The organism is Microbispora hainanensis, from assembly GCF_006874475.1.
Lineage (GTDB): Bacteria > Actinomycetota > Actinomycetes > Streptosporangiales > Streptosporangiaceae > Microbispora > Microbispora hainanensis.
The window spans coordinates 1-24,821 of record NZ_VIRM01000063.1 but is presented as its reverse complement, the minus strand read 5'-3'; the positions used below and the strand labels follow the sequence as shown (position 1 = coordinate 24,821).

Below are 24,821 nucleotides of genomic sequence, written 5' to 3'. Positions count from 1 at the left end.
CTGATCGGTCCCGGTCGGAAGGCACGTTCTCCGCGTGTCCCCTGTCCGCGGCTCCGATCTCGACCCTCCCCCCATGTCATGGCAGGTGGTCGCCGGCGCGCCGTGCGGAGCGCACGATGTCGCCGGCGGACGGGGCCCGCGCCGTACGGCGTGCCCGCCCGCGCCTGCCCGCAGGAAAGGATCCCTGTGAGAAAGCCCATCCTCTTATTGCTGGCCGTCGTTCTCGGCGCCGTCTGGCAGGTCGCGGGGCCGGGGCCCGCGACCGCCGCCGGCGCCGAGCGGCACGGCCTGCGCGGCGACTACTACCTGTCCTCGGCGGCTGGGAAGTTCGACTTCGCCCAGCTCAAGGCCACCGTGATCGATCCCGATCTGGAGCTGCCCGACCTCAACCCGGTCTTCACCTCGCTGACCGGGCGGGAGGACGACGTCACCGTGCGGTGGACGGGCCGCATCCAGCCCGCGTACTCCGAGGCGTACACCTTCTCGATCATCGGCGACAACGGCTTCCGGCTCTGGGTGGACGACAGCCTCGTCATCGACCACTGGGTGGACGACTGGGACAAGGAGCAGACCGGCACCCCGATCACTCTGGAGGCGGGCCGGAAGTACGACGTCAAGGTCGAGTATTTCGAGCACTACGGCGGCGCCAACCTCCACCTGCGCTGGCAGAGCGCCAGCCAGCCCAAGCAGGCCGTGCCGGCGGACGCGTTCTACCTGCCCGAGGGCTTCGACCCGCCGGGCCCCGACGGCGTCGCCGTCGACGCGGCGGGCGACACCGCCACCCTCGACTTCGGCGACACCGCGCTCGCGGCGCTGCCCGCCGGCGTCGCCGAGCACTTCGGCCTGACGGTCGCCGGCACGAAGTGGCAGGTCGCCTCGGCCGCCCTTGACGGGACCACGAAGGTCAAGCTGAAGCTCGCCTTCCCGATCCCCCGCCTCGCCACCGACATCCGGGCCTCCTATGACGGCGACGGCGGCCTCGCCACGGCGGACGGCGGCGCGATCGAGGCGTTCGCGTGGGTGCCGGTGTCCAACGCCTCCACCTATGTGCTGAAGACCCGCTGGTCCGGCAAGGTGGACGCGAACAGGCCGCTGCCCGACTATCCCCGCCCGCAGCTCGTCCGCGACCGCTGGCAGAACCTCAACGGCACCTGGCAGTTCGCCGCCGCCACGGAGGGTGAGGCGCCGCCCTTCGGCCGCGACCTCGCCGAGCGGATCGTCGTGCCCTACCCGGTGGAGTCGAGCCTGTCGGGCATCGGCCGCCACGAGGAGCGCATGTGGTATCGCCGCACCTTCGAGGTGCCGGCCTCCTGGAAGAAGGACCGCGTCCTGCTGCACCTCGACGCCGTGGACTACGAGTCGGTCGTCTACGTCAACGGCAAGCAGGCCGGCACGCACAAGGGCGGCTTCGACCGGTTCACCGTGGACGTGACCGACGCGCTCACCGGGAAGGGCCCGCAGGAGCTGGTCGTGGGCGTGAGCGACCCGACCGGCGCGGGCGGCCAGCCCAAGGGCAAGCAGACCCTGAATCCGGGCGGCATCTGGTACACCCCGGCGTCCGGCATCTGGCAGACGGTCTGGATGGAGCCCGTCGACAGGACCCACATCGAGGCCGTGGACACGATCCCCGAGGTGCTCGGGCAGTCGTTGCGGGTGAAGGTCAAGGCGAGCGGCGACGCCACCGCCGTCGTCACCGCCCGCGCCGGCAAGCGCGTCATCGGCAAGGTCAGCGGCCCGGTGGGCAAGGAACTGGCCGTGCCCATCCCGGATCCGCACCTCTGGACGCCCCGCGACCCCTACCTGTACGACCTCACGGTCGAGCTCAAGGGCGGCGACAAGGTGGAGAGCTACTTCGGCATGCGCTCCATCTCGGTCGGCCGGGTGAACGGCACGACCCGCGTGCTGCTCAACGGCAAGCCGGTCTTCCAGTTCGGCCCGCTCGACCAGGGCTACTGGCCGGACGGCATCTTCACCGCGCCGACCGACGAGGCCCTGCGCTACGACCTGGAGCAGACCAAGGCGCTCGGCTTCAACATGGTGCGCAAGCACATGAAGGTCGAGTCCGACCGCTGGTACGCGTACGCCGACAAGCTGGGCCTGCTCGTCTGGCAGGACATGCCGTCGACGAACGGCTCGCCGACCGCGGCGGACAAGCAGCAGTTCGAGAGCGAGCTGCGGGCGATGGTGGACCAGCACCGCAGCAGCCCGTCGATCGTGATGTGGGTGCCGTTCAACGAGAGCTGGGGCCAGTATGACGTCTCCAGGATCGCCGACTACGTCAAGGAGCTGGACCCCTCCCGGCTCGTGAACAACATGAGCGGCATCAACTGCTGCGGCTCTCAGGACGGCGGCAACGGCGACGTGATGGACTACCACATCTATCCCGGACCCGGCAGCCCCGGCCGGCCCGGCTTCTTCCGGGCCTCCGTGCTCGGCGAGTACGGCGGGCTCGCCCTGCCCGTGGTCGGCCACACCTGGACGGGCGGCGGCTGGGGCTATGCGGTGGAGGCCGACTCCGAGGCGCTGACCAAGCGCTTCCTGGAGATGGACGAGGCCCTGCGCACGCTGCACGCCTGCAACGGCCTGAGCGCGGCCGTCTACACCCAGACGACCGATGTGGAGACCGAGATCAACGGCCTGATGACCTACGACAGGGCCGTGACCAAGCCGGACGTCAAGCGCCTCCACGACGCCAACACGGCGCTCACCGGAGAGATCCTCCCGGCCTGCGCGTAATCACCGATCGCCGGGCCTGACTCCTCGGCCCGCCTGCCGACGGCCAGGCCAGGCCCGCGTCACCACGGCGGCCCGGACGACATGTCCGGGCCGCCACCCCCACCCCCCACCTCTCCGCGGCGTGTCGTCCGCCGGACGGCAGGACCGCCGTGGGACCCCCCCGACCGCAAGAAGGATCATCATGAAGCCATATCCCCGCACGGCCCTCGTCGCCCTCGCCGTGCTGCTCGGCGCGGCCGGCTGCGCCAAGTCGGAGACCCAGGCCGTGGCGGGCCCGAGTGAGGCGGCGTCCGCGCAGCAGCAGGTGGTGCAGACCCCGGCGGGCTCGTCCGGCCCGACCTGCACGCTCGACCAGTTCGGCGGCACCAGGTTCGACCTGAAGACCGCCACGGTCGGCTTCTCCCAGTCGGAGAAGGAGGCCAACCCGTTCCGCATCGCGGAGACCAAGTCCATCAAGGACGAGGCGGCCAAGCTCGGCATCGCCGACCTCAAGGTCACCAACGCGCAGTCGCAGTTCTCCAAGCAGATCACCGACGTGCAGCAGCTCATCGCCCAGGGCGTGAAACTGCTGGTCATCGCGCCGCTGAACTCCGACGGCTGGGAGCCGGTGCTCCAGCAGGCCGCCGCCAAGAAGATCCCCATCATCACGGTCGACCGCAAGATCAACGCCAAGCCGTGCAGCGACTACCTGACGTTCATCGGCTCCGACTTCTACGAGCAGGGCAAGCGGGCCGCCGACCAGATGATCAACGCGCTGGGCGGCAAGGGCAAGGTGGCGATCCTGCTCGGCGCCCCCGGCAACAACGTCACCACCGAGCGCACCAACGGCTTCAAGGACCGGATCAAGGAGAAGGCGCCCGACATCCAGATCTCCTTCGAGCAGACCGGCGAGTTCGCCCGGGAGAAGGGCCAGCAGGTCACCGAGCAGCTCATCCAGTCGAACCCGGACATCAACGGCATCTACGCCGAGAACGACGAGATGGCGCTGGGCGCGGTGACCGCGCTGAAGGGCGCAGGCAAGGACCCGGGCGCCATCAAGATCGTGTCAGTGGACGGCACCCGCAGCGCCGTCCAGGCCATCGCCGACGGCTGGCTGCACGCGGTCGTCGAGTCCAACCCCAGGTTCGGGCCGCTCGCCTTCGAGACCGCGCAGAAGTTCCTGGACGGCCGGCCGATCCCGGACAAGGTCATCATCTCCGACCGCGAATACGACGGCTCCAACGCCGAGGCGTCCCTCGGCGAGGCCTACTGACCTGCCACAGCCATGAACGCCCGCGACAGCCCGCGGGCGTCCCGGGCCTCCGCGCGCCGTCGCGTGCGGAGGCCCGCGCGAGGAAGGGAACTCATTGAGCCAGTCCGCTGCACCGGTGCTCGAGGCCAGGCAGATCAGCAAGCGCTTTCCCGGCGTGGTGGCCCTCGACGGCGTGTCCCTCGCCCTCCTCCCCGGCGAGGTGCACGCCCTCGTGGGCGAGAACGGCGCGGGCAAGTCCACGCTGATCAAGGTCTTCACCGGCGTCCACCGCCCGGACGGCGGTGAGCTGATCTACAACGGTTCGCCGACGGCCTTCGGGACGCCGCTCGACGCGCAGCGCGCCGGGATCTCGACCATCTACCAGGAGGTCAACCTCGTCCCGATGATGAGCGTGGCCCGCAACCTCATGCTGGGGCGCGAGCCGCGCGGACGCCTGGGCGTCATCGACACCGCCAGGATGTACGGCGAGGCGGAGCGGATCCTCGCCGGCTATGGCGTCGTCACCGACGTACGCCGCCCGCTGCGCACCCTCGGCATGGGCGTCCAGCAGATGGTCGCCCTGGCCAGGGCCGTGGCGATCGACGCCCGCGTGGTCATCATGGACGAGCCCACCTCGTCCCTGGAACCGCGCGAGGTCGAGACGCTGTTCTCGGTGATCAGGAAGCTGAAGGACGACGGTATCGCCGTCGTCTACGTCAGCCACCGGCTCGACGAGCTGTATGAGGTGTGCGACCGGGTGACGGTGCTGCGCGACGGGCGAGTCGCGCACACGGGCCCGCTCGCCGAGCTCGAACGGCTGAAGCTCATCGCCCTGATGCTGGGCCGCGACCTCGACGAGGTCAGGACCGGCGGCCTGACCCGGTTCTCCCGCGACCGCCGCCAGGCCCGCGACCGGGACGGCGCCCAGCCCGCCGTACGGGCCGAGGGGCTGACCCGGCGGCAGGTGCTGCGCGGGGTGGACGTCTCGGTGTGGCCGGGTGAGGTCGTCGGCCTCGGCGGGCTGCTGGGAGCGGGCCGCAGCGAGACGGCCAAGGGGATCGTGGGCGCGCTTCCGCTGGACGCCGGCCGGGTGGTCGTGGCCGGCCGGCCGCTGCGCACCGGCTCGACCACGGCGGCGATCAGGGCCGGGGTCAGCCTGCTGCCCGAGGACCGCAAGGCCGAGGGCATCATCCCGGCGCTGTCGGTGAGGGAGAACATCGCGCTCGCCGCCCTGCCGTCGCTGTCGCGGGCCGGCGTCGTCTCCGACGCCAAGATCGACAAGATCGTCGACGTGTTCATGCGCCGGCTCAGGATCAAGGCGGCCTCGCCGGACCAGCCGGTGCAGGAGCTGTCCGGCGGCAACCAGCAGAAGGTGCTGCTCGCGCGGTGGCTGGCCATCCGGCCGAAGATCCTCCTGCTGGACGAGCCCACCCGCGGCATCGACGTCGGCGCCAAGGCCGAGGTGCAGGCCCTCGTGGACGAGCTGGCCGAGGAGGGCCTGGGCGTGTTACTGATCTCGTCTGACCTGGAGGAGCTGGTGGAGGGCGCCGACCGGATCCTGGTGCTGCGCGAGGGCGAAGTCGTCGGCGAGCTGTCCGGCGACGACGTGACGGAAGACAAGATCATGGCGTCCATCGCCGAACGAGGAGCGGAGTCCGATGGCTGAAGCGGTCGCACCGCCCGGGCGACGGGTGCTCGCCTGGGCGCAGGAGTACGGCGTCTACGCCGCGGTCGGCGTCCTGCTGCTGTTCAACGTGCTGTTCACCCCCCACTTCCTCGACGTGGCGAACTTCCGCACGCAGCTCGTGCAGGTCGCCCCGATCGTGATCGTGTCGCTCGGCATGGCGCTGGTCATCGGCACGCAGGGCATCGACCTGTCGGTCGGCTCGGTCATGTCGCTCGCCGCCGCGCTCGTCGCGCTCTACCTCGGGTACGGCGCGTGGCCGGCGCTCCTGGTCGCCCTCGCCGGCGGCGCGGTGGCCGGGACGGCGGGCGGCGCGCTGGTCGCCTACGTGGGCGTGCAGCCGATCGTGGCCACGCTCGCGCTGCTGGTCGGCGTCCGGGGCCTGGCCAACGTGCTCGTGCCGCAGCTCGTCGAGTTTCGCAACCCCGACCTGATCGCGCTCGGCAGCGCCTCGCTGTCCGGCGTGCCGGTCATCGTCGTCATCGCGGCCGTGCTGACGCTGCTCATGGCGTTCCTGGTCCGCAGGACGACGTTCGGCAGGCAGGTGGTCGCGATCGGCGGCAACCGCGCGGCCAGCGAGCTGTCCGGGCTGCCCGTCCGCCGGGTGCTGCTGCTCGTCTACGTGATCTCGGGCGTGCTGGCCGCACTGGCCGGCGTGCTCGCGACCGCGCGGCTCCAGGCGAGCGATCCGACCTCACTAGGCCTGTTCATCGAGCTGTCGGCCATCACGGCCGTGGTGGTGGGCGGCACGCCGCTGAGCGGCGGACGGATCCGGGTGCTCAGCACGGTCATGGGCGCGCTGCTCATGCAGCTGCTGTCGGCCACCCTCATCAAGCACAACCTGCCGCAGTCGTGGACGCAGATCGTGCAGGCGGTCATCATCCTGGCCGCCGTTTACGCCACCAGGGAGCGAGGAACCCGATGACCCGATCGCCCGGACGCGAGCAGGTGAGCCGCGTCCTCCAGCAGCACGGGGCGCTGATGGTGCTGGCGGCGCTGGCGATCGTCGGCAGCATCGCCTTCGACTCCTTCGCCACGGCGGGCAACGCCGCGAGCATCGTGGTCTCCTCCTCGTTCACCGCGATCATCGCGATCGGCATGACCTTCGTGATCATCAGTGGCGGCATCGACCTGTCGGTGGGGTCGCTGTTCGTGTTCGGCGGGGTCCTCGCGGCGTACGGCTCGCAGTACGGGCTGTTCGTCGCGCTGGCGCTGCCGCTCGCCGCGTGCGGACTGGTCGGGCTCCTCCAGGGGCTGCTCATCGCCAGGACGGGCATGGCGCCGTTCATCGTCACCCTGGCCGGGATGCTGGGCGTGCGCGGGCTGATGCTGGCGATCTCCGACGAGGGCGCGACCACCTATCTCGTGAAGGACTCCGCGTTCGCGCGGCTCGGGCAGGGCGGCCTGCTCGGCCTGACCTGGCCGGTCTACATCACGGCGCTCCTGGCGGTGGCCGCCATGGTCCTGCTCCAGCGGACGGCCTTCGGCCAGAACGTCTACGCGGTCGGGGGCAACGAGCCGGGGGCCGCGCTGATGGGCGTGCCGGTGGCGCGGACGAAGGTCTACGTCTATCTGATGTCGGGCCTGCTCGCGGGCCTCGCCGGGGTGCTGAACGCGGCCCGGCTGTCCTCCGGCGTCACGATCCTCGGCATCGGCCTGGAGCTCGACGTGATCGCCGCCGTGGTGATCGGCGGCACGCTGCTGACCGGGGGAGCGGGCGGCATCACCGGCACCATCGCGGGCGTGCTCCTGCTCGGGGTGATCCAGAGCCTGATCAACCAGGTGGGCAACCTGACGTCGGCCTTCCAGCAGGTGGTCAGCGGGCTGTTCCTCGCCCTGGTCGTGGTGGCCCAGCGGCTGCTCGGCAGAGCCCAACGGCTCGGCTGACCCCGCGCCCGGCAGACACCACACGCTCGCTCGCTCGCCGCACGCGTGCGTGGAAGGCCGCGCGTCCAGTCGTACGGGTCCCTGTGCGACCGGACGCGCGGCCGGAGCGCTTAGCCGGCGCGGAGGGGCGCGTTGTACTTCTCGAACACCTTGTAGAGGCCGAGAAGCTCGCGGCCGTACTGCTCGGCGGCGGCGTTGACGCCGTTGTATCGCGCCAGAATCCGGCGGGTGTTGTTTTCGCCGGTGGCGAGGCCGGGGCGCGCGACGCCTATCTCGGCGGCTCCCCAGATGTGGACGTACGCCACGGTGGTGATGTTGTACGAAGGGTCCTGCAGCTTCTGCCAGACGGCCCAGAGGTCGGTCTCGTCGGCGGGGTCCAGGATGGCGCCGCTGATGATGCCCTTCTGGATCGCGTGATTGCGGGCTTTGATCGCCGTCGCGGCGAAGATCTGTGCCGGCCCGGTGCTGCAGTCGTTCGTGCCGATCGGGCCGCCGGTGTAGTGACTTCGCACGAGGTTGTCGGCCGCCAGGTCCGCGGGATTCCACTTGCGGATCTCCCACAGGATCGGGGCCTGGATCAGCGCCTTGCGCATCTTCAGCCGGCGCGCCAGACCGGTGATCAGCTTGTCGTGGGTCAGCGTGATGTCGAACGCCTCGGTCGTGGTGTTGCAGCCCAGGGTGGCGTTGTCCTTGTCGAACAGATCGCTGCCACCTTCCTCCGGAACGCCGATGCTTGCCAGGTAGTTCCGTGCGTCCTGGAGCAGTGCGCCTCTCTTGCTCATGTCGAAGCCGACGTCGAGGCCGGTCGCGACCGTGCCGGGGTTGAATCTGCTCTGGCCCTCGTCGAGTCCCGAGGCGATGTTGTCGTCGATCTGGATCTTCCCCGCAGCGGAGCCGACAGTGATCGTGGCGATCTGGTCGAACGCCCAGTCGGCGGGCATGGGGTAGCCGAGGTTGCCGGAATATCCCGAGGACATGTCGGAGACGAAGCTCGCCGACGTCAGGCCCATGGCACTCACCCGGCTGCAGACGTTGCGGGGTCCGTAGATGCCGACCTTGTAGCCTCTGGCGTGCTCGTTCATCATGTTCGCGATTCCGCGGAAGTGCGGAATGACATTCGACGTCACCTGATGGTCCAGCGCGTCGAAATCCACGGCGAAATAGATCCGCGTGCCGGATCTGAATCCGTGACGGCGGGCCCACTCGATCGCGGCGAATGCGTCGACGACGCCCTGGGCGTACCGGAAGTAGTCGACGGATTCACCCGAGGTCTGGTAGATGGGGAAGACGCGCAGGCCCTTCGCGGCCAGCACCGCGAGCTCGCCCGGCTGGATCATCTTGTTCAACGTGGTGTCCGGCACGTTGCACAGGTAGCGGCCCGCGATGCGGTAGCCGGCGGCTATGAGCGCGTCGGCGCGCGCCGGGGTGATCTCCGTCACGCAGTCGAAGGCGCTGCCCTTACGCGTCGCGTCTCCGGTGGAGACAAGCAGGGAGGCCCAGGTCTGGAAATCCCCCTTGCCGGTGACGGGTAACTTGACGAACGCCTGAAATTTCCTGACCTGTCTGGACAGGTGGGAATCGAAGGTGCCGGTGAAGGTGACGCCGTCACGCCTGTTGAACACCATCGCCGCGGAGAACAGCCGCACCCAAGGGCCGGAGGAGCCCACGGAGAGAGTGTTGGCCTTGAGGCCGGCCTGGGTGGCGGGCCCGAACACTCCGGTGGCGTCGGAATCGCTCATTCCCAGCTCGAACTGGACGGCCAGCATCAATGCTTTCTGGACGTCCCTGGAAAAATGTCCGTCGCAGGGGACGATGAAGAATCCGGCGCGATTCACATAGCGATCGTTCATCCACTGCTGGATGGACCGGACAACGGGGTTTCCACCGCTGACGACGACATAGGCGTCCATGTTCAGCAGCGCCTTGAACACCTTCGGCACCATATCGGCGCCCGGATATACGCCGCTCACGCCCGCATCGGACTTGAGCTTCTGGACGGCGGCGGCGACACGATCGTTGAAGATCCCGTCGATCTGCCCGCCGTCATAGCCCTTGCAGTACAACCCTGACTGGACGATCCGGACCAGGTTCGCCGGGGCCCCGGTGCCGGGACCGATGGACGGCCACGTGCTCTGGAGGGTGGACATGGTGGTCTGGCCGAACTTGTCGGACAGTGCGGTGATGCCCAGCTCGTGCTGCAGGCACCGGGTCAGCGCGCCCATCGTCGCCCAGCCGGTTATGCCGTCTTCCGCGACCTTGGTGATGCCGGGCACGTTGCCGTAGATCGTGTTGATGAACCGTTGTGCTCGGAGCACCATTTCGTCCATCGCACTCTCCCGTACCGATTCCCGGCCTGATGTGGCATTTGATGCTCTTGCCGAGGTGTGGTGCTACGAGCCCCTGCGCCTGAGATGCGGAGGATTATCTGGATCGTCCCTATGCGGTGCGATCCTGTCAACGGTTCATTATCGATATTCGGTTGTCATATCCGGAAAGGTGATTTGTCGGCGGCATAAATCCAAAAATGCGCCGGAAATGCCAGGCGGCTCAGGCCGCCGGGCCGTCCGAGCAGCCCAGGGCAACCAGTTCCCGCAGGGTCGCGTGGGGAATGTCGATGCCGGCGAAGGACAGGAACCGTCCCATCGGCATCGACGAGGCCATCCGCAGCCCGTTCTCGTCATCCTCCTCGGGCCGCGCGCTCTTCCCGCCGGTGAGGACCCGCATGAGGGCGGGCCCGGCGAGCGGGTGGGAGAGCCACTCGCCGAGCGTCGAGTCGAGCGACACCACGGGGACGAGGGTGTCGCCGCCGAGGCTGATCGTCGTCTCGGCCACGACGGACGAGGCGTTCTCACCGATCTGGATCGTGTAGTCGCCCGGCGCGACGACCCACCGGCCGAGCCGGACGTCGTAGTAGGCGAACGCCCGGCGGTCGAGGTGAAGGGTGACCAGGCGCGACTCGCCGGGGGCGAGGGAGACCTTCGTGAAGGCCCGCAGCTCCCGGGCGGGCCGCCGTACGGGGCCGGCGGTGGTGGACACGTAGACCTGCACCACGTGCTTGCCCGCCCGGTCGCCGGTGTTGGTCACCCGCACGGTGACGGCCGCCCTGTCGTCGCCCGTACGGGTGACGGTGAGGCCGTCGGTCGCGAACGTCGTGTAGCTCAGGCCGTGGCCGAAGGGGTAGCGCACGGGCAGCTCGACCGTCTCGTAGTAGCGGTAGCCGACCATGACGCCCTCGCCGTAGCGCACGTGCCCGGCCTCGCCCGGGAAGTTGAGGTAGCTCGGCGTGTCCTGCAGCCGCACCGGGATGCTCTCGGCGAGGCGCCCGGAGGGGTTCACGACACCGAAGAGGAGGTCGGCGACGGCGGAGCCGCCCGCCTGGCCGAGCAGCCAGCCCTCCAGCACGGCGTCGACGTCGTCGTGCCAGCCCTCCAGGGAGACGACGCCGCCGTTGGACAGGACGACCACCGTACGGCGGGCCGCCGCGGCGACCGCGCGGATCAGCTCGACCTGGACGGCGGGCAGGCCGATGGTCTCCCGGTCGAAGCCCTCCGACTCCTCCCGCTCGCCCAGACCGGCGAAGACGATCGCGACGTCGGCGGACGCCGCGGTCTCGGCCGCCGCCTCGCGAAGCTCCCGCGCGTCGCCCGATCCGTCCAGGGTGAACCCCGGGGCGTAGGCGGCGTCCGGGGCGTGGGCGCGGATCGCGTCGAGCGCCGCGTCGACCCGGGTGGCGTTGATGTGGGAGCTGCCGCCGCCCTGGAACCTCGGCGTGGCGGCGAACTCGCCGATCACGGCGATGCGGGCCTCCGCCGAGAGGGGGAGCGTGCCGTCCTCGTTCTTGAGCAGCACGGCGCATTCGGCGGCGAGCTCGCGGGCGAGCGCGTGATGGGCGTCGGCGTCGAACGCGCCGGTGACACCGCTGTAGCGCTGGGTGAGCGCGACGACGCGGCGCACGCTCGCGTTCACCGCGGCCTCGTCGAGCTCGCCCGCGCGGACGGCGTCCACGATGCGCCGGTCGCTCGCGCCGCCGGTGCCCGGCATTTCGAGGTCGAGGCCAGCGGCCAGCGCGGCGACCCGGTCCTGCACCGCGCCCCAGTCGGAGACGACCACGCCGGTGAAGCCCCACTCGCGGCGCAGGACGTCGGTGAGCAGCCACCGGTTCTGCGAGGCGTGGACGCCGTTGACGCGGTTGTAGGAGCACATCACGGTGGCGGGCCTGGCCTGCGTGACCACCCGCTCGAACGCGGGGAAGTAGATCTCGCGCAGCGTGCGCTCGTCCACGTCGGCGCTGACCCGCATGCGCTCGGTCTCCTGGTTGTTGGCGGCGAAGTGCTTGACCGACGCGCCGGGCCCCTCGGCCTGCAGCGCCGAGACGTGCGCCGCCGCCAGCACGCCGGAGAGCAGGGGATCTTCCGAGTAGTACTCGAAGTTGCGCCCGCACAGGGGCGAGCGCTTGATGTTCACGCCGGGGCCGAGCACGACCGCCACGCCGAGGGCACGGCCCTCCCGGCCGACCGCGGCGCCGATCCGGGCGGCCACCTCGGGGTCCCAGCTCGACCCGACCGCCACCGCGGGCGGGAAGCAGGTGGCGGGGATGCTCTCGTTCAGGCCGAGGTGGTCGGAGCCGCCGGCCTCACGGCGTACGCCGTGCGGCCCGTCGCACAGCGTGATGGACGGAATCCCGGCCTCCTCGAGCGCCTTGGTCGTCCAGAAGTCCCGGCCCGACAGCAGCGAGGCCCTCTGCTCCAGGGTGAGCGCGTTCAGGGTGAGCGCGTCGAGGTCGGTCCGGGCCATCGAGAGCTCCTTTCACGGGGAGAGTTCACAGTGTTTCCTGCCCCGGAAGGGAGCAGCGGCAGACAAGGAGCGGCGGTGCGATCCTCCCGGCAGTGGGACTGCCGGACGTGACGGCGCGGCGGCGGGCGGCCCTGCCGCCCGCCGCGCGCGTGTCACGGTCAGGAGGCCGGTTCCGGCATCCGCGCGTGCGTGGTGAGCCGCCGGGCCCCGCCGAGCACGACGGTGTCGCCGGTCAGCAGGATGTCGGTCCGCAGCGGACGGTCGGCGGCGGACGGGCCGGCGGTGAGCGCGATGACGCCCGGCTCGACGATCCTGCGCAGGCCGGGATCGGTGTAGGAGAAGGCGTCGGTGGGGATCTCGAAGACCACCTCACGGGTCTGCCCGGGCCCGAGCGGCACCCGGGCGAAGCCGACCAGCTGCGCGACGGGACGGGCCACCTGCGCCACCGGGTCGGAGGCGTACAGCTGCACGACCTCCTCCGCCGGCCTGGAGCCGGTGTTGGTGACGGTCACCCGCGCCTCGACCGTGCCGTCCGTGGGGCACCGCTCCGTCGAGGTCGTCAGCCCGTCGTAGGTGACCGTGGTGTACGACAGCCCGTGGCCGAAAGGGAAGGCCGGGGTGGGGTCGGACGCGGAGATTCCCTCGCTGTGCAGTCCCAGAGGCGGCTGCAGATAGGTGGAGGGGTTGACGAAGGGCGAGCCGGGGATCTGGACGGGCAGGCGGCCCGTGGGCTCGACCCGGCCGCTCAGCACCCCCGCGATCGCCGCGCCACCCTCCACGCCCGGCAGGAACGCCTGGACCGTGGCGGCGGCGCGGCCGGCGTAGGCGCCGATCGCGTACGGGCGGCCGGACACCACGACGAGCACGGTCGGCGTGCCGGTGGCCAGGACCGCCTCGACCAGCTCCGGCTGGACGCCGGGCAGGGCGAGGTGGGCGGCGTCGCAGCCCTCGCCCGAGGTGCCGTTGCCGAACAGCCCGGCCCGGTCGCCGACGAACAGCAGGGCGAGGTCGGACCGCCCGGCCAGGGCGGCGGCCTCGGCGATGCCCGAGGTGTCGTCGCCCGACACGTCGGCGCCCCGGGCGAAGTCCAGGCCGGCGTCGGGGAACTCGGCCCGCAGGAGGTCGAGGACGGGGGCGATGGGCAGGCCCATCCCGTGGTCCGGGAAGCGGCCGAGAACGTGGTTGGGGAAGGCGTAGCAGCCGAGCAGGGTCTGCGGGTCGTCGGCGCACGGGCCGATGACGGCGATGCGGGCGGTCGTCCCGGAGGCCAGCGGCAGCACGCCGGTGGGGTTGCTCAGCAGCACGACGGAGCGTTCGGCCACCGTGCGGGCCAGGTCGCGGTTGCGAGGGCTGTCCAGGTCGACCTCGCCGGCGTCCTCCGGCACGAGGGGGCCGTCGTCGAGCAGGCCGAGCTCGATCTTCTGCCGCAGCACCCGGCGTACGGCCTCGTCGACCAGGGCCTCCTCCACGTTGCCGGTCCGCACCTGCTCGACCAGGCGCGAGCCGTAGCCGACCGTGTCGGGCAGCTCGACGTCGATGCCCGCGCGCAGCGCGATCGCACCGGCGTGCGCCTCGTCGGTGGCGACGTGGTGGTTCATGGCGAGGAACGGCACCGCCCAGTAGTCGGCCACGACCGTGCCGTCGAAACCCCACTGGTCGCGCAGCACCCCGCGCAGCAGGGCGGTGTTGGCGGCGACCGGCACGCCGTCGATGTCGGTGTAGGAGTTCATGATCGAGCGGGCGCCGCCCTCGCGGATGGCCGTCTCGAACGGCGGGAGGATGACGTCGGCCATCTCGCGGGGGCCGATGCTGACCGGGGCGTGGTTGCGGCCGGCCCGGGAGGCGCCGTATCCGGCGAAGTGCTTGAGCGTCGCGACGATCCCGGCGTTCTCCAGGCCGCGCACGTAGGCCGCGCCGAGCTGTCCCACCAGGTAGGGGTCCTCGCCGAGCGTCTCCTCGACCCGCCCCCAGCGGTAGTCGCGCACCACGTCGACGACCGGCGACAGGCCCTGGTGGACGCCGACGGCGCGCAGGTCGTCGCCGATGGCCCGGGCCATGCGCTCCACCAGCCCGGGGTCGAAGGTCGCGGCCCAGGCCAGCGGGGTGGGATAGGCGGTCGCGCCGTAGGTGGCGAACCCGGTCAGGCACTCCTCGTGCGCGATGGCGGGGATGCCGAACCGGTTGGCCGCGATCACCTGCTCCTGCAGCTTGCGCAGCCCGGCCGCCCCCTCCGCCGGGCTCACCGGCGCGGTGCCGTACACGCGGGTCAGGTGGCCGACCCCGTCGCGCATCCGGTCGGCGAGGTCCGCGCCGTCCTTCATGAACAGGTCCTGCAGCGGTGCGACGTTGCCACCCGCCGCCTCCGAGTCGGCGGGTGAGATGTCGACCCACACCGATCCGAGCTGGGCGACCTTCTCCTCCAGCGTCATCTCGGCCAGCAGCGCCTCCACGCGCTCGTCGAGAGGCCGGTCGCCGTCCCGCCAGGGCGCGAGCCCCGGCGCGTCTACGAATGTCATGACATCCCTTGTTTGTCGATCCATCGCGTGGGCCTCGGCCCCGGAAGACGCCGTACGGGACCCAGGTGACGATCGGCCCGGCCGTCCCCGCGTCGCAGCGGCGGCAGACGGCGGTACGCGAGCAACCGCATCGAGCGCCCCCTGCTGATCCGAGCTGTCGGCTGATCCAAGCTGTCGTCTGAACTGCGGTCCGAAAGTTTCCGAATAAGGACCGATAGTTTATGTGGACTCTAGGCCGGTGCGCTGGAGGCCGTCAAGGATCAGGCAATGAGACATCCGAAACATTCGGCTGGATGTCCGAAAGTTCGGGCTACACTGCGGCCATGACGACGACCAGGGAGCCGACACCGCCCGACCGCACCCCCTCCCGGCCGCTGACCATCGCCCAGATCGCCGAGCTGGCGGGGGTGTCGCCCGCGACCGTCTCCAAAGTCGTCAACGGCAGGTCGGAGGTCGCCCCGGAGACCCGGGCCCTGGTCGAGGGCCTGATCCGCGAGCACGGGTATCGCCGGCAGAAGAAGCGCCCCACCACGGCTCCGCTCATCGAGCTGGTCTTCAACGAGCTGGAGGGCGCGTACGCGATGGAGGTCATCAAGGGCGTCGAGCACGTGGCGCGCGAGCACGGCCTCGCGGTCGTCGTCTCCGAGCTGCAGGACCACCAGCCTCCCGCCACGGGCTGGATCGAGGGGGTGATCGGCCGCCGTCCCCACGGCGTGATCGTGGTCTTCTCCGGCCTCACCCGGGCCGAGCACGAGCAGCTCAGGACCCGGGACATCCCCGTGGTGCTGGTCGATCCCACCGGTGACCCCGGGCACGAGGTGCCCTCGGTCGGCGCGGGCAACTGGAGCGGCGGCCTGTCGGCCGCGCGTCACCTGCTTGAGCTGGGACATCGGCGCATCGCGCTCATCACCGGCCCCGCCCACGCCCTCTCCAGCCGCGCGCGGCTCGACGGGTTCCGCGCCGCCATGGACGCCGCGGGCGTGCCGACGGACCCGGAGCTGGTCCGGCAGGGCGACTTCAGCGCGGAGGACGGCCTGGCGCACGCCCGCTCCCTGCTCGCGATGCCCCGGCCCCCGACCGCCGTCTTCGCCTTCAACGACGCGCAGGCCATGGGCGTCTACCAGGCGGCCCACGAGATGGGGCTGCGCATCCCCGACGAGCTGAGCGTGGTCGGCTTCGACGACCTGCCGATGGCGCAGTGGCTCATTCCCGCGCTGACCACGGTGCGCCAGCCGCTGACCGAGATGGCCGCCGCAGCCACGGCCATGGTCGTCGCCATCGCCCGGGGCGAGTCCCCGGCGCAGAACCGCATCGAACTCACCACGGGCCTCGTCGTGCGCGGCAGCACCGCTCCGCTCGTGGCGTGACATTAGTCACCTGAAGTTTCGGAACACAGACAGAAATTTCGGTGTTGGAGCCTCTTCGCCGGAGCGTGGCGCGCGGGGGCGGTCGCGCCGGCCGGGTTCGCCGTCCTGTACGGGCGTCGCGCGGAGTACGACACCGGGCGGGCGGCTCGCCGCGAGGGGCCCCTTCGGGGCAGAAACATTCGGAATTTTACCGAAAGCTTTTGGAGGGGCGCCCGCATGTTCCACGGACGCCGTGCCGCCGTTCCGCTGCCGACGGCGACCCGTGCGGGGGAGGTTTCCGGCCTGCTCCTTTCCTGGGCTCCGGTCACGGTCGCCGTACGTGATCGGGGTAAAGTACGCAAAATGTTTCATATGCCCAGATCGGCGAGGTAGAGGGTGGCGGGGGTACAGGCAGTTCTGAAGCGTGTCGCCCTCGACACGAGGCCCCTGAGCATCACCGCGTACCGGCGGTTGCTGGTGGGGCAGGGCGTCTCCTTCATCGGCTTCCAGCTCACCTCGGTGGCCGTGAGCGGGCAGGTGTACAGCATCACGGGGTCGTCCCTGTGGGTCGGCCTGCTCGGGCCGGTGAGCCTCGTCCCGCTGGTCGTCTTCGGCCTGTGGGGCGGCGCGGTCGCCGACGCGATGGACCGCCGGCGGCTCCTGCTGGCCGGCTCGGTGGTGGCATGGCTGTCCACCGTCGCCCTGCTGCTGCACGCCTGGTCGGGAATCGGCAGCGTCTATCTCATCCTCGCCGTCATCGCCCTGCAGTCGATCGGCTTCGCCGTCACCTCGGCCACGCGCGGGGCGATCATTCCCCGCATCGTGCCCACCGAGCGGGTCCCCGCGGCCAACACCCTCAACTTCCTGGTCAGCAGCATCGGCACGGTGGTCGGGCCGCTGCTGGCGGGGGTGGTGCTCGCCAAGGGCGGCTACGCCACCGCGTACCTCATCGACGCGATCCTGTTCGGCGCCGGCTTCTACGCCGCCGTACGGCTGCCGACGCTGACGCCCGTCGGCGAGATCTCCCGGCCGGGCCTGCGCTCGGTGGTCGACGGGCTCAAGTACGTGGTGAGCAAGCCCGTCGTGTTCATGTCGTTCGTGGTGGACATCATCGCGATGGCGTTCGCGATGCCGAGGGCGCTGTTCCCGGAGATGGCGGCCGAGCGCTTCGGCGGGTCCGCGGTGGCGTTCGGCTGGCTGTCGGCGAGCATCGCCATCGGCGCGGTCGTCGCCGGCGTCTTCTCCGGCTGGGTCGGCCGCGTACGCCGCCAGGGGGTGGCGCTCACGCTCGTGATCGCCCTGTGGGGCGTGACGGTGGCCGCCGCGGCGCTGGCCCAGCCGTTGTGGCTGGTCGTGGCGCTGCTGGCGATCGGCGGCGCGACCGACCTCGCCTCCGCCGTCTGGCGGCAGACGATCCTGCAGACCTACGCGCCCGACGAGATGCGCGGACGCCTGCAGGGGGTGTTCATGGTCGTCGTCGCGGGCGGGCCCCGGCTGGGCGACCTGCGGGCGGGCGCCACCGCCGACGCCTTCGGGCTGGTGCCCTCGTGGGCGGGCGGCGGTCTGATGTGCGCCCTGCTGGTCCTGGTGACCGGTTTCGGCGTGGCCGCCTTCCGCCGGTACGACGCCCTGGCGAGCCGCACGGACACCCGCTGAGCCCCGCTGAGCCCCGGTGAGTCCCGGTGATGCCGTTCAGGGCCGGGCCTCGCCGCGTACGCAGAAGGAGATGGGACTGCAGGCGCGGCCGGGGAAGACGAAGCGCTCCAGCGCCTCGACGGTGAAGCCCGCCGCCTCGACGGCCGTCACGCTGTCGCGGCCCGTGTGGCAGCCGCCGGTCAGTCGCGGCCACACGGTCGCGTCGAGCAGGTCCTGCGCCCTGGCCCAGCCCGTGGACCAGGCGCGGACGTGTTCGAGGAACCGCAGCCGCCCGCCGGGGCCAGCACGCGGCGGATCTCCCGCAGCCCGGCGACGGGATCGGGCAGCGAGCACAGCACGAACGACACCACCGCCGCGTCGAACTCCCCGTCGGCCGCCGGGAGCCGCTCGGCCAGGCCGCCGACGACCTCGATCCGCGCCCGCGCGCCACGGGCCGCCTGACGGGCGGTCGCCCGCAGCCGTGGTTCGGGCTCGACGGCCAGCACTCCGGCGACGGACGGCGGATAGTGGATGAAGTTGAGCCCGTTGCCCGCGCCGACCTCGATCACCCGGCCCGACAGCCCCGACACCAGCGCCGCGCGCTGCCCGATAATGCCGTGCCGGTCGAGCACATGACTGAACCACGTGTAGAAGCGGGCGAAGAGCGGATGGCTGACCTCGGTCGTCGGCATGGCGTCCCCCTGTTCGTGCCTCGTTCATTCCCGCCCGGCGCTCGTGGCCTGCGGCATTACCGAATCGGGGCGAAACGGTCGTGGTCGCGGCCGGTCTTCGCGGGTACGGGCCCCATGGACGACGCGGTTGACGACGCGGGTGACGACGCGGCCGGCGAGCTGGGGGACGCGCCGGGCCACGAGGCGGGCGACACGAGGAGAGCGCCGGCCGCCCCGCCGTGCGTCAAACGCGGCGGCATTCGCGGCGGCCCCGCTCTGGCGGCGTGACGCGGAAAGGAAGCGACCATGACCTCTGCCGTGACCTCTGGGGTGCCCGCGGCAACACCGCCGGCGGCACCCGCGGCGACACCTTCAGCCGCGCCCTCGGCGGGACCCGGGGCGGAGCCCGCGAGGCTGCCGCTCATCGGCGACAGGGCGCCGGACTTCGAGGCCGAGAGCACCCACGGGCCGGTCCGGCTCGCCGACTACGCCGGGCGGTGGCTGGTGCTGTTCAGCCATCCGGCCGACTTCACCCCGGTGTGCACCACGGAGTTCGTCGCGTTCGCCGAGCTGGCCGACGCGTTCGCCGCCCGCGACGTCGCCCTGCTCGCGAACTCCGTCGACTCCGTGTACAGCCACCTCGCCTGGACGCGGTCGATAGAGGAGAAGCTCGGCGTGAAGATCCCCTTCCCGGTCATCGCCGACCTCGACACGCGGGTGTCCCGGGCGTACGGCATGCTCCACCCGAACATGTCGACGACGGCGGCGGTCCGCGCGGTGTTCGTGATCGACCCGCAGTCGGTCGTCCGCGCGATCCTCTACTACCCGATGAACGCGGGGCGGATGATCCCCGAGATCCTCAGGCTCGTGGACGCGCTGCAGACGTCCGACCGCGACGGCGTCTCCTGCCCGGCCAACTGGCGTCCGGGCGACGACGTGCTGCTGGGCGCGCCGAAGACCCAGGCCGAGGTGGAGGCCAGACTGGCCGACGAGCGGCTCAAGCTCGTCGACTGGTATCTCGCCAGCCTCCCCGGCCGCGGCGCCTGACCGCAGGCGCGAGCGGAGGCGCGGAGCGGAGGCGCCGGCCCGCCGCCGGGAAGGTGAACCGCACGCGGGGGAGCACCTGAGCGTGATGTTCCGGTAGAACTCCCTTGTGACTCAATTGGTGACAAACTGGGCGGGCAACATCACCTTCCGGGCCGCGGAGGTCGAGCGGCCCTCCTCGGTCGAGGAGGTGCGCGCCCTGGTGGCGCGCAGCGAGAAGGCCCGCGTGCTGGGCAGCGGACACTCCTTCAACCACATCGCCGACTCCCCGGGCGCGCTGATCTCGCTCGACGCGCTGCCGCCGGAGATCGAGATCGACGGCGGGTCGTCCACGGTGCGGGTCGCCGCGAGCGTCCGGTATGGCGAGCTGGGCCGCCGTCTGCACGACAAGGGCTACGCCCTGCCCAACCTCGCGTCGCTGCCGCACATCTCGGTCGCGGGCTCCTGCGCGACCGGCACCCACGGCTCGGGCGACGCCAACGGCGGCCTGGCCACCTCCGTACGTGCGATCGAGATGGTGACCGCGGACGGCGACCTCGTCACGCTGAGCCGCGACGCGGACGGCGACCGGTTCGCCGGTGCCGTCGTCGCGCTGGGCGCCCTCGGCGTCGTCGTGGCCATGACGCTCGACGTCGTGCCGTCGTTCGACGTCCGCCAGCGGGTGTTCGAGGGCCTGCCGGCCGAGGTGCTGGACGAGCGGTTCGACGCCGTCATGTCCGCCGCGTACAGCGTCAGCCTGTTCACCGACTGGCGCACCTCGCGGATCAACCAGGTCTGGGTCAAGGAACGGGCCGGCGCGGCCGGCGCGGACCGCGCCGAGGCGGCGGCGGTGAGCGGGCTCGCGGGAGACGCGGCCGCGGGCGGCCTGGAAGGGGCAACGGCCGGTGAGGGCTTCCACGGGGGCGAGCCGGGCGGCGGCTTCTTCGGGGCGACGCCCGCCGACGGCCCGAGGCACCCCGTGCCCGGCATGTCGGCGGTGCACTGCACCGCCCAGATGGGCGTCCCCGGCCCCTGGTTCGAGCGCCTGCCGCACTTCCGGCCCGACTTCACGCCCAGCAGCGGCGAGGAGCTCCAGGCGGAGTACATGGTGCCCCGCCGGCACGCGGCCGCGGCGTTCCGCGCCCTCGACGCGATCCGCGACCGCATCGCCCCGGTCCTGCAGATCTCCGAGATCCGCACGATCGCCGGCGACGACCTGTGGCTGAGCCCGAGCCAGGGCCGTGACACCGTGGCCTTCCACTTCACGTGGATCAAGGACACCGCCGCCGTGACGCCCGTGCTCACCGCGATCGAGGAGTGCCTGGCGCCGTTCGGCGCGCGGCCCCACTGGGGGAAGGTGTTCACCCTCCCCGCCGACGTCCTGCGCACCCGCTACGAGCGCCTGGACGAGTTCGCGGCGCTGGCGCGGCACTACGACCCTCGCGGCGTCTTCGCCAACGAGTTCGTCGAGCGGTACGTCCTCGGCTGATCGCCCGGTTCGCCCCCTCGTGACCAGGTAGGTCCCCGGGAGTCGCGGGGGAAGACGATGCGCATCGAGGACTACGCGCTCATCGGTGACATGCACACGGCCGCCCTGGTCGGCCGCGACGGCTCCGTGGACTGGCTGTGCCTGCCACGCTTCGGCTCCGGAGCCTGCTTCGCGGCACTCCTGGGCGGCCGCCCGGCGGGCCGGTGGCTGCCGGCCCCGGCGGGCGGCGATGCGCACGGAACTGCTGCTGCGCTTCGACTACGGCGCCGTGATCCCCTGGGCGCGGTATCGCGAGGGGGAGATGGCCGTCGTCGCCGGCCCCGACGCCGCCTGGCTTCAGTCGCCCGTCGAGCTCATCCACGACTCCCGCCTCCGCGGGACGCCGCGTACGGCCACGTCTCCATCGTGAACACGGCCCGGGCACTCGCCGCGCCGGGGACATCGCAGTGACAGATGTCGTCCATCTGTTTCCCGCGCATCTCGCGACCTCCCCTTCACCACCTGCGGCGTTGCATGATGCAAGCGAGGGGTCCGGGTCTTCGGCCCGGCCCGTCTGGGAGAAGAGGTGACGTGACATGGTGCGACCAGGTCTGGCACACCGCCCGGACGCGACGGAACTGCGCCAGGCGTACGACCGCGCGGGATCGACCGTTCCGGCTCAGATCATGGATGGAGTGACGTTCCTCGCCGGGATTTACCTCGCCATCTCGCCGTGGATCGTGGGCTTCAGCGGTTTCGGCGGTCTGGCGATCAACAACCTGATCGTCGGGCTGACGGTCGCCGCACTCGCGATGTGCTGCGCGTCCGCCTTCGGCCGCACGTACGGCGTGAGCTGGGTGGTGCCGGTGCTCGGCGTCTGGACGATCATCGCTCCGTGGGTGATCAGCGGCCGGCCGGCGACCACGGCGACGATCTGGGACAACGTGGTCACCGGGGCGATCATCTTCCTGTTCGGCCTCGGCGCGCTGGCGTTCGCCGCCAACTACCGGCAGCACGAGCAGGGAGGCACGCCACGGGAGGCAGGCACACCGGGAGGCCAGTGGTAGCCGCCGCGGCCGCGAGGTCGTGCGGGCGGGAGCGTACGACAGGGCCCGGCGTTATCCGGACCGAGACGAACGCCGGCGGGCTGAGACCGGCCCGCCGGGCGGGGCCGCGCGGAGTTCACCGCCCGCCGCCGGATGCCGGCGGCGGGCGGTGGCGTTGCGCGTTCCTCGCCGCCCCAGCAGCACCTGCTGATCACGATCAGTTCCCCCGTGCCGACGGGCACCGGCAGTTGCCGTTCTGCCCGCCGTTCTGTCCGCCGTGCTGACCGGCGAGACGCTGCGCCGGGCCGCCCGCGCTGTCGCCCGTCGAGACCGCGCTGCTGGACGAGGAGCTGACCGACCTGCTCGCCCCCCGCGACGCGCTGAGCCGGCCGGCTGGCCGGAAACAAACGATTTGCGCGCCCGCGGACGTGCGTGGAAAGGTGAGCGCGCTTCACCATGCATTCACAGAAGGAACGAAGCCTATGTTCTCGGCGTCCCGCAGCGGCCGCCGGCGGCGCTGACCGATACGCCTCCCGCGTCACCGGTCCCCTGCCCTCCGTTTACGGCGGCCCCACGTGACGGTGCCCAGCGCACCTATCCCTGTTGTGCGCGTTCACCCCTGCGCTCCGCGCGGCGAGCGAACCGCTCCACTTTGTCATTCGTGAGGTCGATATCACCGTGGGCATCGATGTCCAGAATTTCGCCGTGGCCAACCTGCGCCGCCGTCCCGAAGCCGCCGAAATCGGGGGGTTCGTTCTCGGCGTGGATCCCGGCACCACCAGTCCGTACATCAACTACGCGACACCCCTGCCCGCCGCCCGGCCGGGTGCGCGCGACGTCGCGGCGCTGATCGGCGCGTTCCGCGAGCGCAGGCTCAAGCCCCGTCTCGAGTTCGCGCCGGACGCCGCGCCCGCCGTGCAGCAGGCTCTTGAGGAGGCCGGGTTCACCGTCGAGGCGATGCACGAATACCTCGTCTGCGTTCCGGAAACGCTGACGATGCCGCCGGCCGCCTTCCCGGTGGAGACGCCGTCAACGGACGAGGACTACGCGGCGATCGACGCCGCCCTGTCGGAGGCGTTCGGCGGCGAGTTCGCCGCGTCGCCGGAGGGCGCGGCCCGGCTGCGCCGTACGGAGGAGAGCGGGGGCGCGGTCCGGTTCGTCCGGGCGGCCGGCGGGGGCTGCGCCGGAGCGGCCATGTGTTCCGCCCCGGCCGTGGAGACGTCGGAGCTCGCCGGAGTCGGCACCCGTCCCGATTTCCGCGGGCGGGGCATCGCCGCCGCGGTCACCGCCACACTCGCCGAGACGACGCTCGCCAGGGGAGCACGGTCAGTGTGGCTGGAGTACGGCGGTGATGGTTCGCGCCGGGTCTACGAACGCGTGGGCTTCCGGCCGGCCGGCACCCGCCTCTACATGTCGCTCGAAGCCTGACGCACGCCGTCCGCCGGCCGTCTGCGGCTCCCGCTCTCTCGCAACGGGAGCCGCACGGCCGGCGGGCGGGGCAGGATCAGGCGGAAGCGGAAGCGGAGGCGGAAGCGGATCGGCGGGCGGCCGACGCGAGCCCGGGCGGCGCCGCGGCCAGGGCCTTGTGGATGGCCTCCACGAGGGCGAGCGCCCCCTCCTCGGTGAGCTCGATCGCGACCCGGGCCGACGGGCCCTCCGACGGGTTGGCGAGGTCGATGTTCACCGTGTGTTCCTGGGTCGCGTGGTAGGGGTGGTCGACGTAGACCATGCCGTCGGTGACCGTGAACCAGCCCGACGCGCCCTTGGCGGCGCCATCGATCCGGAACTTCTCGGTGAGATAGGTGCACATTTCTGTTCTCCTCAGGCGGTGAGGTGGCGGCCGAAGAAACCGAAGACCTTCTTCCAGCCCTCCACTGCCGCGGCGGGCCGGTACGAGGACCGATCGGTGGCGAAGAAACCGTGGCCGGCGTCGGGGAAGATCTGGAACTTGTGTTCCTTGCCGAGTTTGTCCAGCTCGGCGGAGAGCACCCCCACCTCCTCCGGCGAGGGGTGCGTGTCGTCCGCGCCGAAGAGCCCGAGCAGCGGGCAGGACAGCTTGCCGGCCAGGGAGATCAGCGGGGCGGCCTTCAGCGAGAATTCGGCGGGCGGCGGGGTGACCACGAAGGCTCCGTAGCAGTCGACGGCCGCGTCGATCTGGAGCGAGCAGGCGGCCAGGAACGTCTGCCGCCCGCCGGAGCAGTAGCCGATGACGCCGACCTTGCCGTTGGCGTGTTCCAGGCCCTTGAGGTAGGCCGCGGCGCCCGCGACGTCGCCGACGAGCTGCTCGTCCGGGACGCCGCCCTTGGCCCGGGCCGCGGCGGCCTGGTCGTCGGGGCTGACACCGGCGCCCTCCCGCGAGTACAGGTTGGGGCAGACCGCCGCGTAGCCGTGCGCGGCGAACTTCCGGACGATCTCCTTGGTGGCCTCGTCATAGCCGGGCATGTGGTGGATCACCACGACCCCGCCGTGGGGACCGGAGTCGAGTGGCCGGGCCGCGTACGCTTCGAGTTCGGCGCCTTCGTGCCCGGTCACGGCGACCGTGCCGGCCCACATCGCGTGCGTCATTGAGATTTCCTTCCCCCTCTGGTCGCACCGCTGCCGTGAGATGGCGGTGCAGGGACCCCACCTTAGTAGTTAGCTGAGCTAATTAAGTTCGCCGCCAGGAGTGGTCCGATGAATGCAATCTCGCCGGTCATCGTGGTTGCGGCGGAAGGGTTCGGTCTTTACGTCAAGATGGCGATTGTGGCACTCTCGACGGGCTGAGACATCGGGTGTATCGGAGGC

Annotated in this window: 19 protein-coding genes and 1 pseudogene; 13 read left to right on the top strand and 7 right to left on the bottom strand. The window is 71.2% G+C overall.

Annotated elements, in window-relative coordinates; genetic code table 11:
• Nucleotides 1-186 precede the first annotated feature (186 nt).
• The 5 genes from FLX08_RS34875 to FLX08_RS34855 all read left to right on the top strand — a co-directional run bounded on the left by FLX08_RS34875 (nucleotide 187) and on the right by FLX08_RS34855 (nucleotide 7,538).
• Complete coding sequence (locus tag FLX08_RS34875) at nucleotides 187-2,736, top strand: PA14 domain-containing protein (RefSeq protein WP_208761858.1); 2,550 nt, start codon at nucleotides 187-189, stop codon at nucleotides 2,734-2,736.
• A gap of 181 nt (nucleotides 2,737-2,917) precedes the next feature.
• The gene (locus tag FLX08_RS34870) at nucleotides 2,918-3,988 is read left to right on the top strand and encodes an ABC transporter substrate-binding protein (RefSeq protein ID WP_142624529.1); all 1,071 of its coding nucleotides are present in this window, start codon (nucleotides 2,918-2,920) and stop codon (nucleotides 3,986-3,988) included.
• A gap of 115 nt (nucleotides 3,989-4,103) precedes the next feature.
• Nucleotides 4,104-5,633, top strand: a complete 1,530-nt coding sequence (locus FLX08_RS34865; RefSeq protein WP_244313115.1) for a sugar ABC transporter ATP-binding protein — start codon at nucleotides 4,104-4,106, stop codon at nucleotides 5,631-5,633.
• The gene (locus FLX08_RS34860; RefSeq protein WP_142624527.1) at nucleotides 5,626-6,576 is read left to right on the top strand and encodes an ABC transporter permease; all 951 of its coding nucleotides are present in this window, start codon (nucleotides 5,626-5,628) and stop codon (nucleotides 6,574-6,576) included. The genes FLX08_RS34865 and FLX08_RS34860 overlap by 8 nt, the downstream gene beginning before the upstream one ends.
• Nucleotides 6,573-7,538, top strand: coding sequence for an ABC transporter permease (locus FLX08_RS34855; protein WP_142624526.1), 966 nt, complete (start codon nucleotides 6,573-6,575; stop codon nucleotides 7,536-7,538). The genes FLX08_RS34860 and FLX08_RS34855 overlap by 4 nt, the downstream gene beginning before the upstream one ends.
• A gap of 110 nt (nucleotides 7,539-7,648) precedes the next feature.
• On the opposite strand, the gene FLX08_RS34850 is transcribed toward FLX08_RS34855, so the two are convergent.
• The 3 genes from FLX08_RS34850 to FLX08_RS34840 all read right to left on the bottom strand — a co-directional run bounded on the left by FLX08_RS34850 (nucleotide 7,649) and on the right by FLX08_RS34840 (nucleotide 14,848).
• Complete coding sequence (locus FLX08_RS34850) at nucleotides 7,649-9,865, bottom strand: glycoside hydrolase domain-containing protein (RefSeq protein ID WP_244313114.1); 2,217 nt, start codon at nucleotides 9,863-9,865, stop codon at nucleotides 7,649-7,651.
• A gap of 220 nt (nucleotides 9,866-10,085) precedes the next feature.
• On the bottom strand, nucleotides 10,086-12,332 hold the full coding sequence (locus FLX08_RS34845; protein ID WP_142624525.1) for a glycoside hydrolase family 3 C-terminal domain-containing protein: 2,247 nt from the start codon (nucleotides 12,330-12,332) through the stop codon (nucleotides 10,086-10,088).
• Nucleotides 12,333-12,490: 158 nt separating this feature from the next.
• Nucleotides 12,491-14,848: a beta-xylosidase/alpha-l-arabinosidase gene (locus FLX08_RS34840; protein ID WP_142624524.1), complete on the bottom strand. Its 2,358-nt coding sequence runs from the start codon at nucleotides 14,846-14,848 to the stop codon at nucleotides 12,491-12,493.
• Nucleotides 14,849-15,171: 323 nt separating this feature from the next.
• On the opposite strand from FLX08_RS34840, the gene FLX08_RS34835 reads away from it, so the two are divergent.
• The gene (locus FLX08_RS34835; protein WP_142624523.1) at nucleotides 15,172-16,215 is read left to right on the top strand and encodes a LacI family DNA-binding transcriptional regulator; all 1,044 of its coding nucleotides are present in this window, start codon (nucleotides 15,172-15,174) and stop codon (nucleotides 16,213-16,215) included.
• A 375-nt stretch (nucleotides 16,216-16,590) separates the two neighbouring features.
• Nucleotides 16,591-17,850, top strand: coding sequence for an MFS transporter (locus tag FLX08_RS34830; RefSeq protein ID WP_142624522.1), 1,260 nt, complete (start codon nucleotides 16,591-16,593; stop codon nucleotides 17,848-17,850).
• A gap of 36 nt (nucleotides 17,851-17,886) precedes the next feature.
• Here the strand turns inward: FLX08_RS34830 and FLX08_RS41690 are convergent, their stop codons facing one another.
• Nucleotides 17,887-18,045, bottom strand: a complete 159-nt coding sequence (locus tag FLX08_RS41690) for a hypothetical protein (RefSeq protein WP_208761857.1) — start codon at nucleotides 18,043-18,045, stop codon at nucleotides 17,887-17,889.
• On the bottom strand, nucleotides 18,030-18,521 hold the full coding sequence (locus FLX08_RS34825; protein ID WP_208761856.1) for a class I SAM-dependent methyltransferase: 492 nt from the start codon (nucleotides 18,519-18,521) through the stop codon (nucleotides 18,030-18,032). The genes FLX08_RS41690 and FLX08_RS34825 overlap by 16 nt, the downstream gene beginning before the upstream one ends.
• 114 nt (nucleotides 18,522-18,635) lie before the next feature.
• Between FLX08_RS34825 and FLX08_RS40975 the strand changes: the two genes are divergently transcribed.
• The 6 genes and pseudogenes from FLX08_RS40975 to FLX08_RS34800 all read left to right on the top strand — a co-directional run bounded on the left by FLX08_RS40975 (nucleotide 18,636) and on the right by FLX08_RS34800 (nucleotide 23,465).
• Nucleotides 18,636-18,788, top strand: a complete 153-nt coding sequence (locus tag FLX08_RS40975) for a hypothetical protein (RefSeq protein WP_167530690.1) — start codon at nucleotides 18,636-18,638, stop codon at nucleotides 18,786-18,788.
• Between the two features lie 18 nt (nucleotides 18,789-18,806).
• The gene (locus tag FLX08_RS34820) at nucleotides 18,807-19,547 is read left to right on the top strand and encodes a peroxiredoxin (protein ID WP_142624521.1); all 741 of its coding nucleotides are present in this window, start codon (nucleotides 18,807-18,809) and stop codon (nucleotides 19,545-19,547) included.
• A 118-nt stretch (nucleotides 19,548-19,665) separates the two neighbouring features.
• The gene (locus FLX08_RS34815) at nucleotides 19,666-21,012 is read left to right on the top strand and encodes a D-arabinono-1,4-lactone oxidase (RefSeq protein ID WP_244313113.1); all 1,347 of its coding nucleotides are present in this window, start codon (nucleotides 19,666-19,668) and stop codon (nucleotides 21,010-21,012) included.
• A gap of 57 nt (nucleotides 21,013-21,069) precedes the next feature.
• Nucleotides 21,070-21,367: pseudogene (locus tag FLX08_RS42620) on the top strand (trehalase-like domain-containing protein); the annotation flags it as partial.
• Nucleotides 21,368-21,587: 220 nt separating this feature from the next.
• Nucleotides 21,588-22,058, top strand: a complete 471-nt coding sequence (locus FLX08_RS34805; protein WP_142624518.1) for an SPW repeat protein — start codon at nucleotides 21,588-21,590, stop codon at nucleotides 22,056-22,058.
• Between the two features lie 657 nt (nucleotides 22,059-22,715).
• Nucleotides 22,716-23,465, top strand: a complete 750-nt coding sequence (locus FLX08_RS34800; RefSeq protein WP_142624517.1) for a GNAT family N-acetyltransferase — start codon at nucleotides 22,716-22,718, stop codon at nucleotides 23,463-23,465.
• 76 nt (nucleotides 23,466-23,541) lie between these two features.
• On the opposite strand, the gene FLX08_RS34795 is transcribed toward FLX08_RS34800, so the two are convergent.
• Together FLX08_RS34795 and FLX08_RS34790 are read right to left on the bottom strand one after the other, a co-directional pair.
• Nucleotides 23,542-23,847 (bottom strand): DUF6295 family protein, encoded by a 306-nt coding sequence (locus tag FLX08_RS34795; RefSeq protein WP_142624516.1) that lies wholly within the window; start codon nucleotides 23,845-23,847, stop codon nucleotides 23,542-23,544.
• 11 nt (nucleotides 23,848-23,858) lie between these two features.
• Nucleotides 23,859-24,602: a dienelactone hydrolase family protein gene (locus FLX08_RS34790; protein ID WP_142624515.1), complete on the bottom strand. Its 744-nt coding sequence runs from the start codon at nucleotides 24,600-24,602 to the stop codon at nucleotides 23,859-23,861.
• Nucleotides 24,603-24,821: the final 219 nt, after the last annotated feature.

What these genes read in the sequence shown, in the direction of transcription:
- FLX08_RS34860 (WP_142624527.1), top strand. Translation starts at nt 5,626, where the DNA reads ATGGCTGAAGCGGTCGCACCGCCCGGGCGACGGGTGCTCGCCTGGGCG.
- FLX08_RS34825 (WP_208761856.1), bottom strand. Translation starts at nt 18,521, where the DNA reads ATGCCGACGACCGAGGTCAGCCATCCGCTCTTCGCCCGCTTCTACACG.
- FLX08_RS34795 (WP_142624516.1), bottom strand. Translation starts at nt 23,847, where the DNA reads ATGTGCACCTATCTCACCGAGAAGTTCCGGATCGATGGCGCCGCCAAG.
- FLX08_RS34790 (WP_142624515.1), bottom strand. Translation starts at nt 24,602, where the DNA reads ATGACGCACGCGATGTGGGCCGGCACGGTCGCCGTGACCGGGCACGAA.
- FLX08_RS34840 (WP_142624524.1), bottom strand. Translation starts at nt 14,848, where the DNA reads ATGACATTCGTAGACGCGCCGGGGCTCGCGCCCTGGCGGGACGGCGAC.
- FLX08_RS34820 (WP_142624521.1), top strand. Translation starts at nt 18,807, where the DNA reads ATGACCTCTGCCGTGACCTCTGGGGTGCCCGCGGCAACACCGCCGGCG.
- FLX08_RS34850 (WP_244313114.1), bottom strand. Translation starts at nt 9,865, where the DNA reads ATGGACGAAATGGTGCTCCGAGCACAACGGTTCATCAACACGATCTAC.
- FLX08_RS40975 (WP_167530690.1), top strand. Translation starts at nt 18,636, where the DNA reads ATGGACGACGCGGTTGACGACGCGGGTGACGACGCGGCCGGCGAGCTG.
- FLX08_RS34870 (WP_142624529.1), top strand. Translation starts at nt 2,918, where the DNA reads ATGAAGCCATATCCCCGCACGGCCCTCGTCGCCCTCGCCGTGCTGCTC.
- FLX08_RS34835 (WP_142624523.1), top strand. Translation starts at nt 15,172, where the DNA reads ATGACGACGACCAGGGAGCCGACACCGCCCGACCGCACCCCCTCCCGG.
- FLX08_RS34845 (WP_142624525.1), bottom strand. Translation starts at nt 12,332, where the DNA reads ATGGCCCGGACCGACCTCGACGCGCTCACCCTGAACGCGCTCACCCTG.
- FLX08_RS34805 (WP_142624518.1), top strand. Translation starts at nt 21,588, where the DNA reads ATGGTGCGACCAGGTCTGGCACACCGCCCGGACGCGACGGAACTGCGC.
- FLX08_RS34855 (WP_142624526.1), top strand. Translation starts at nt 6,573, where the DNA reads ATGACCCGATCGCCCGGACGCGAGCAGGTGAGCCGCGTCCTCCAGCAG.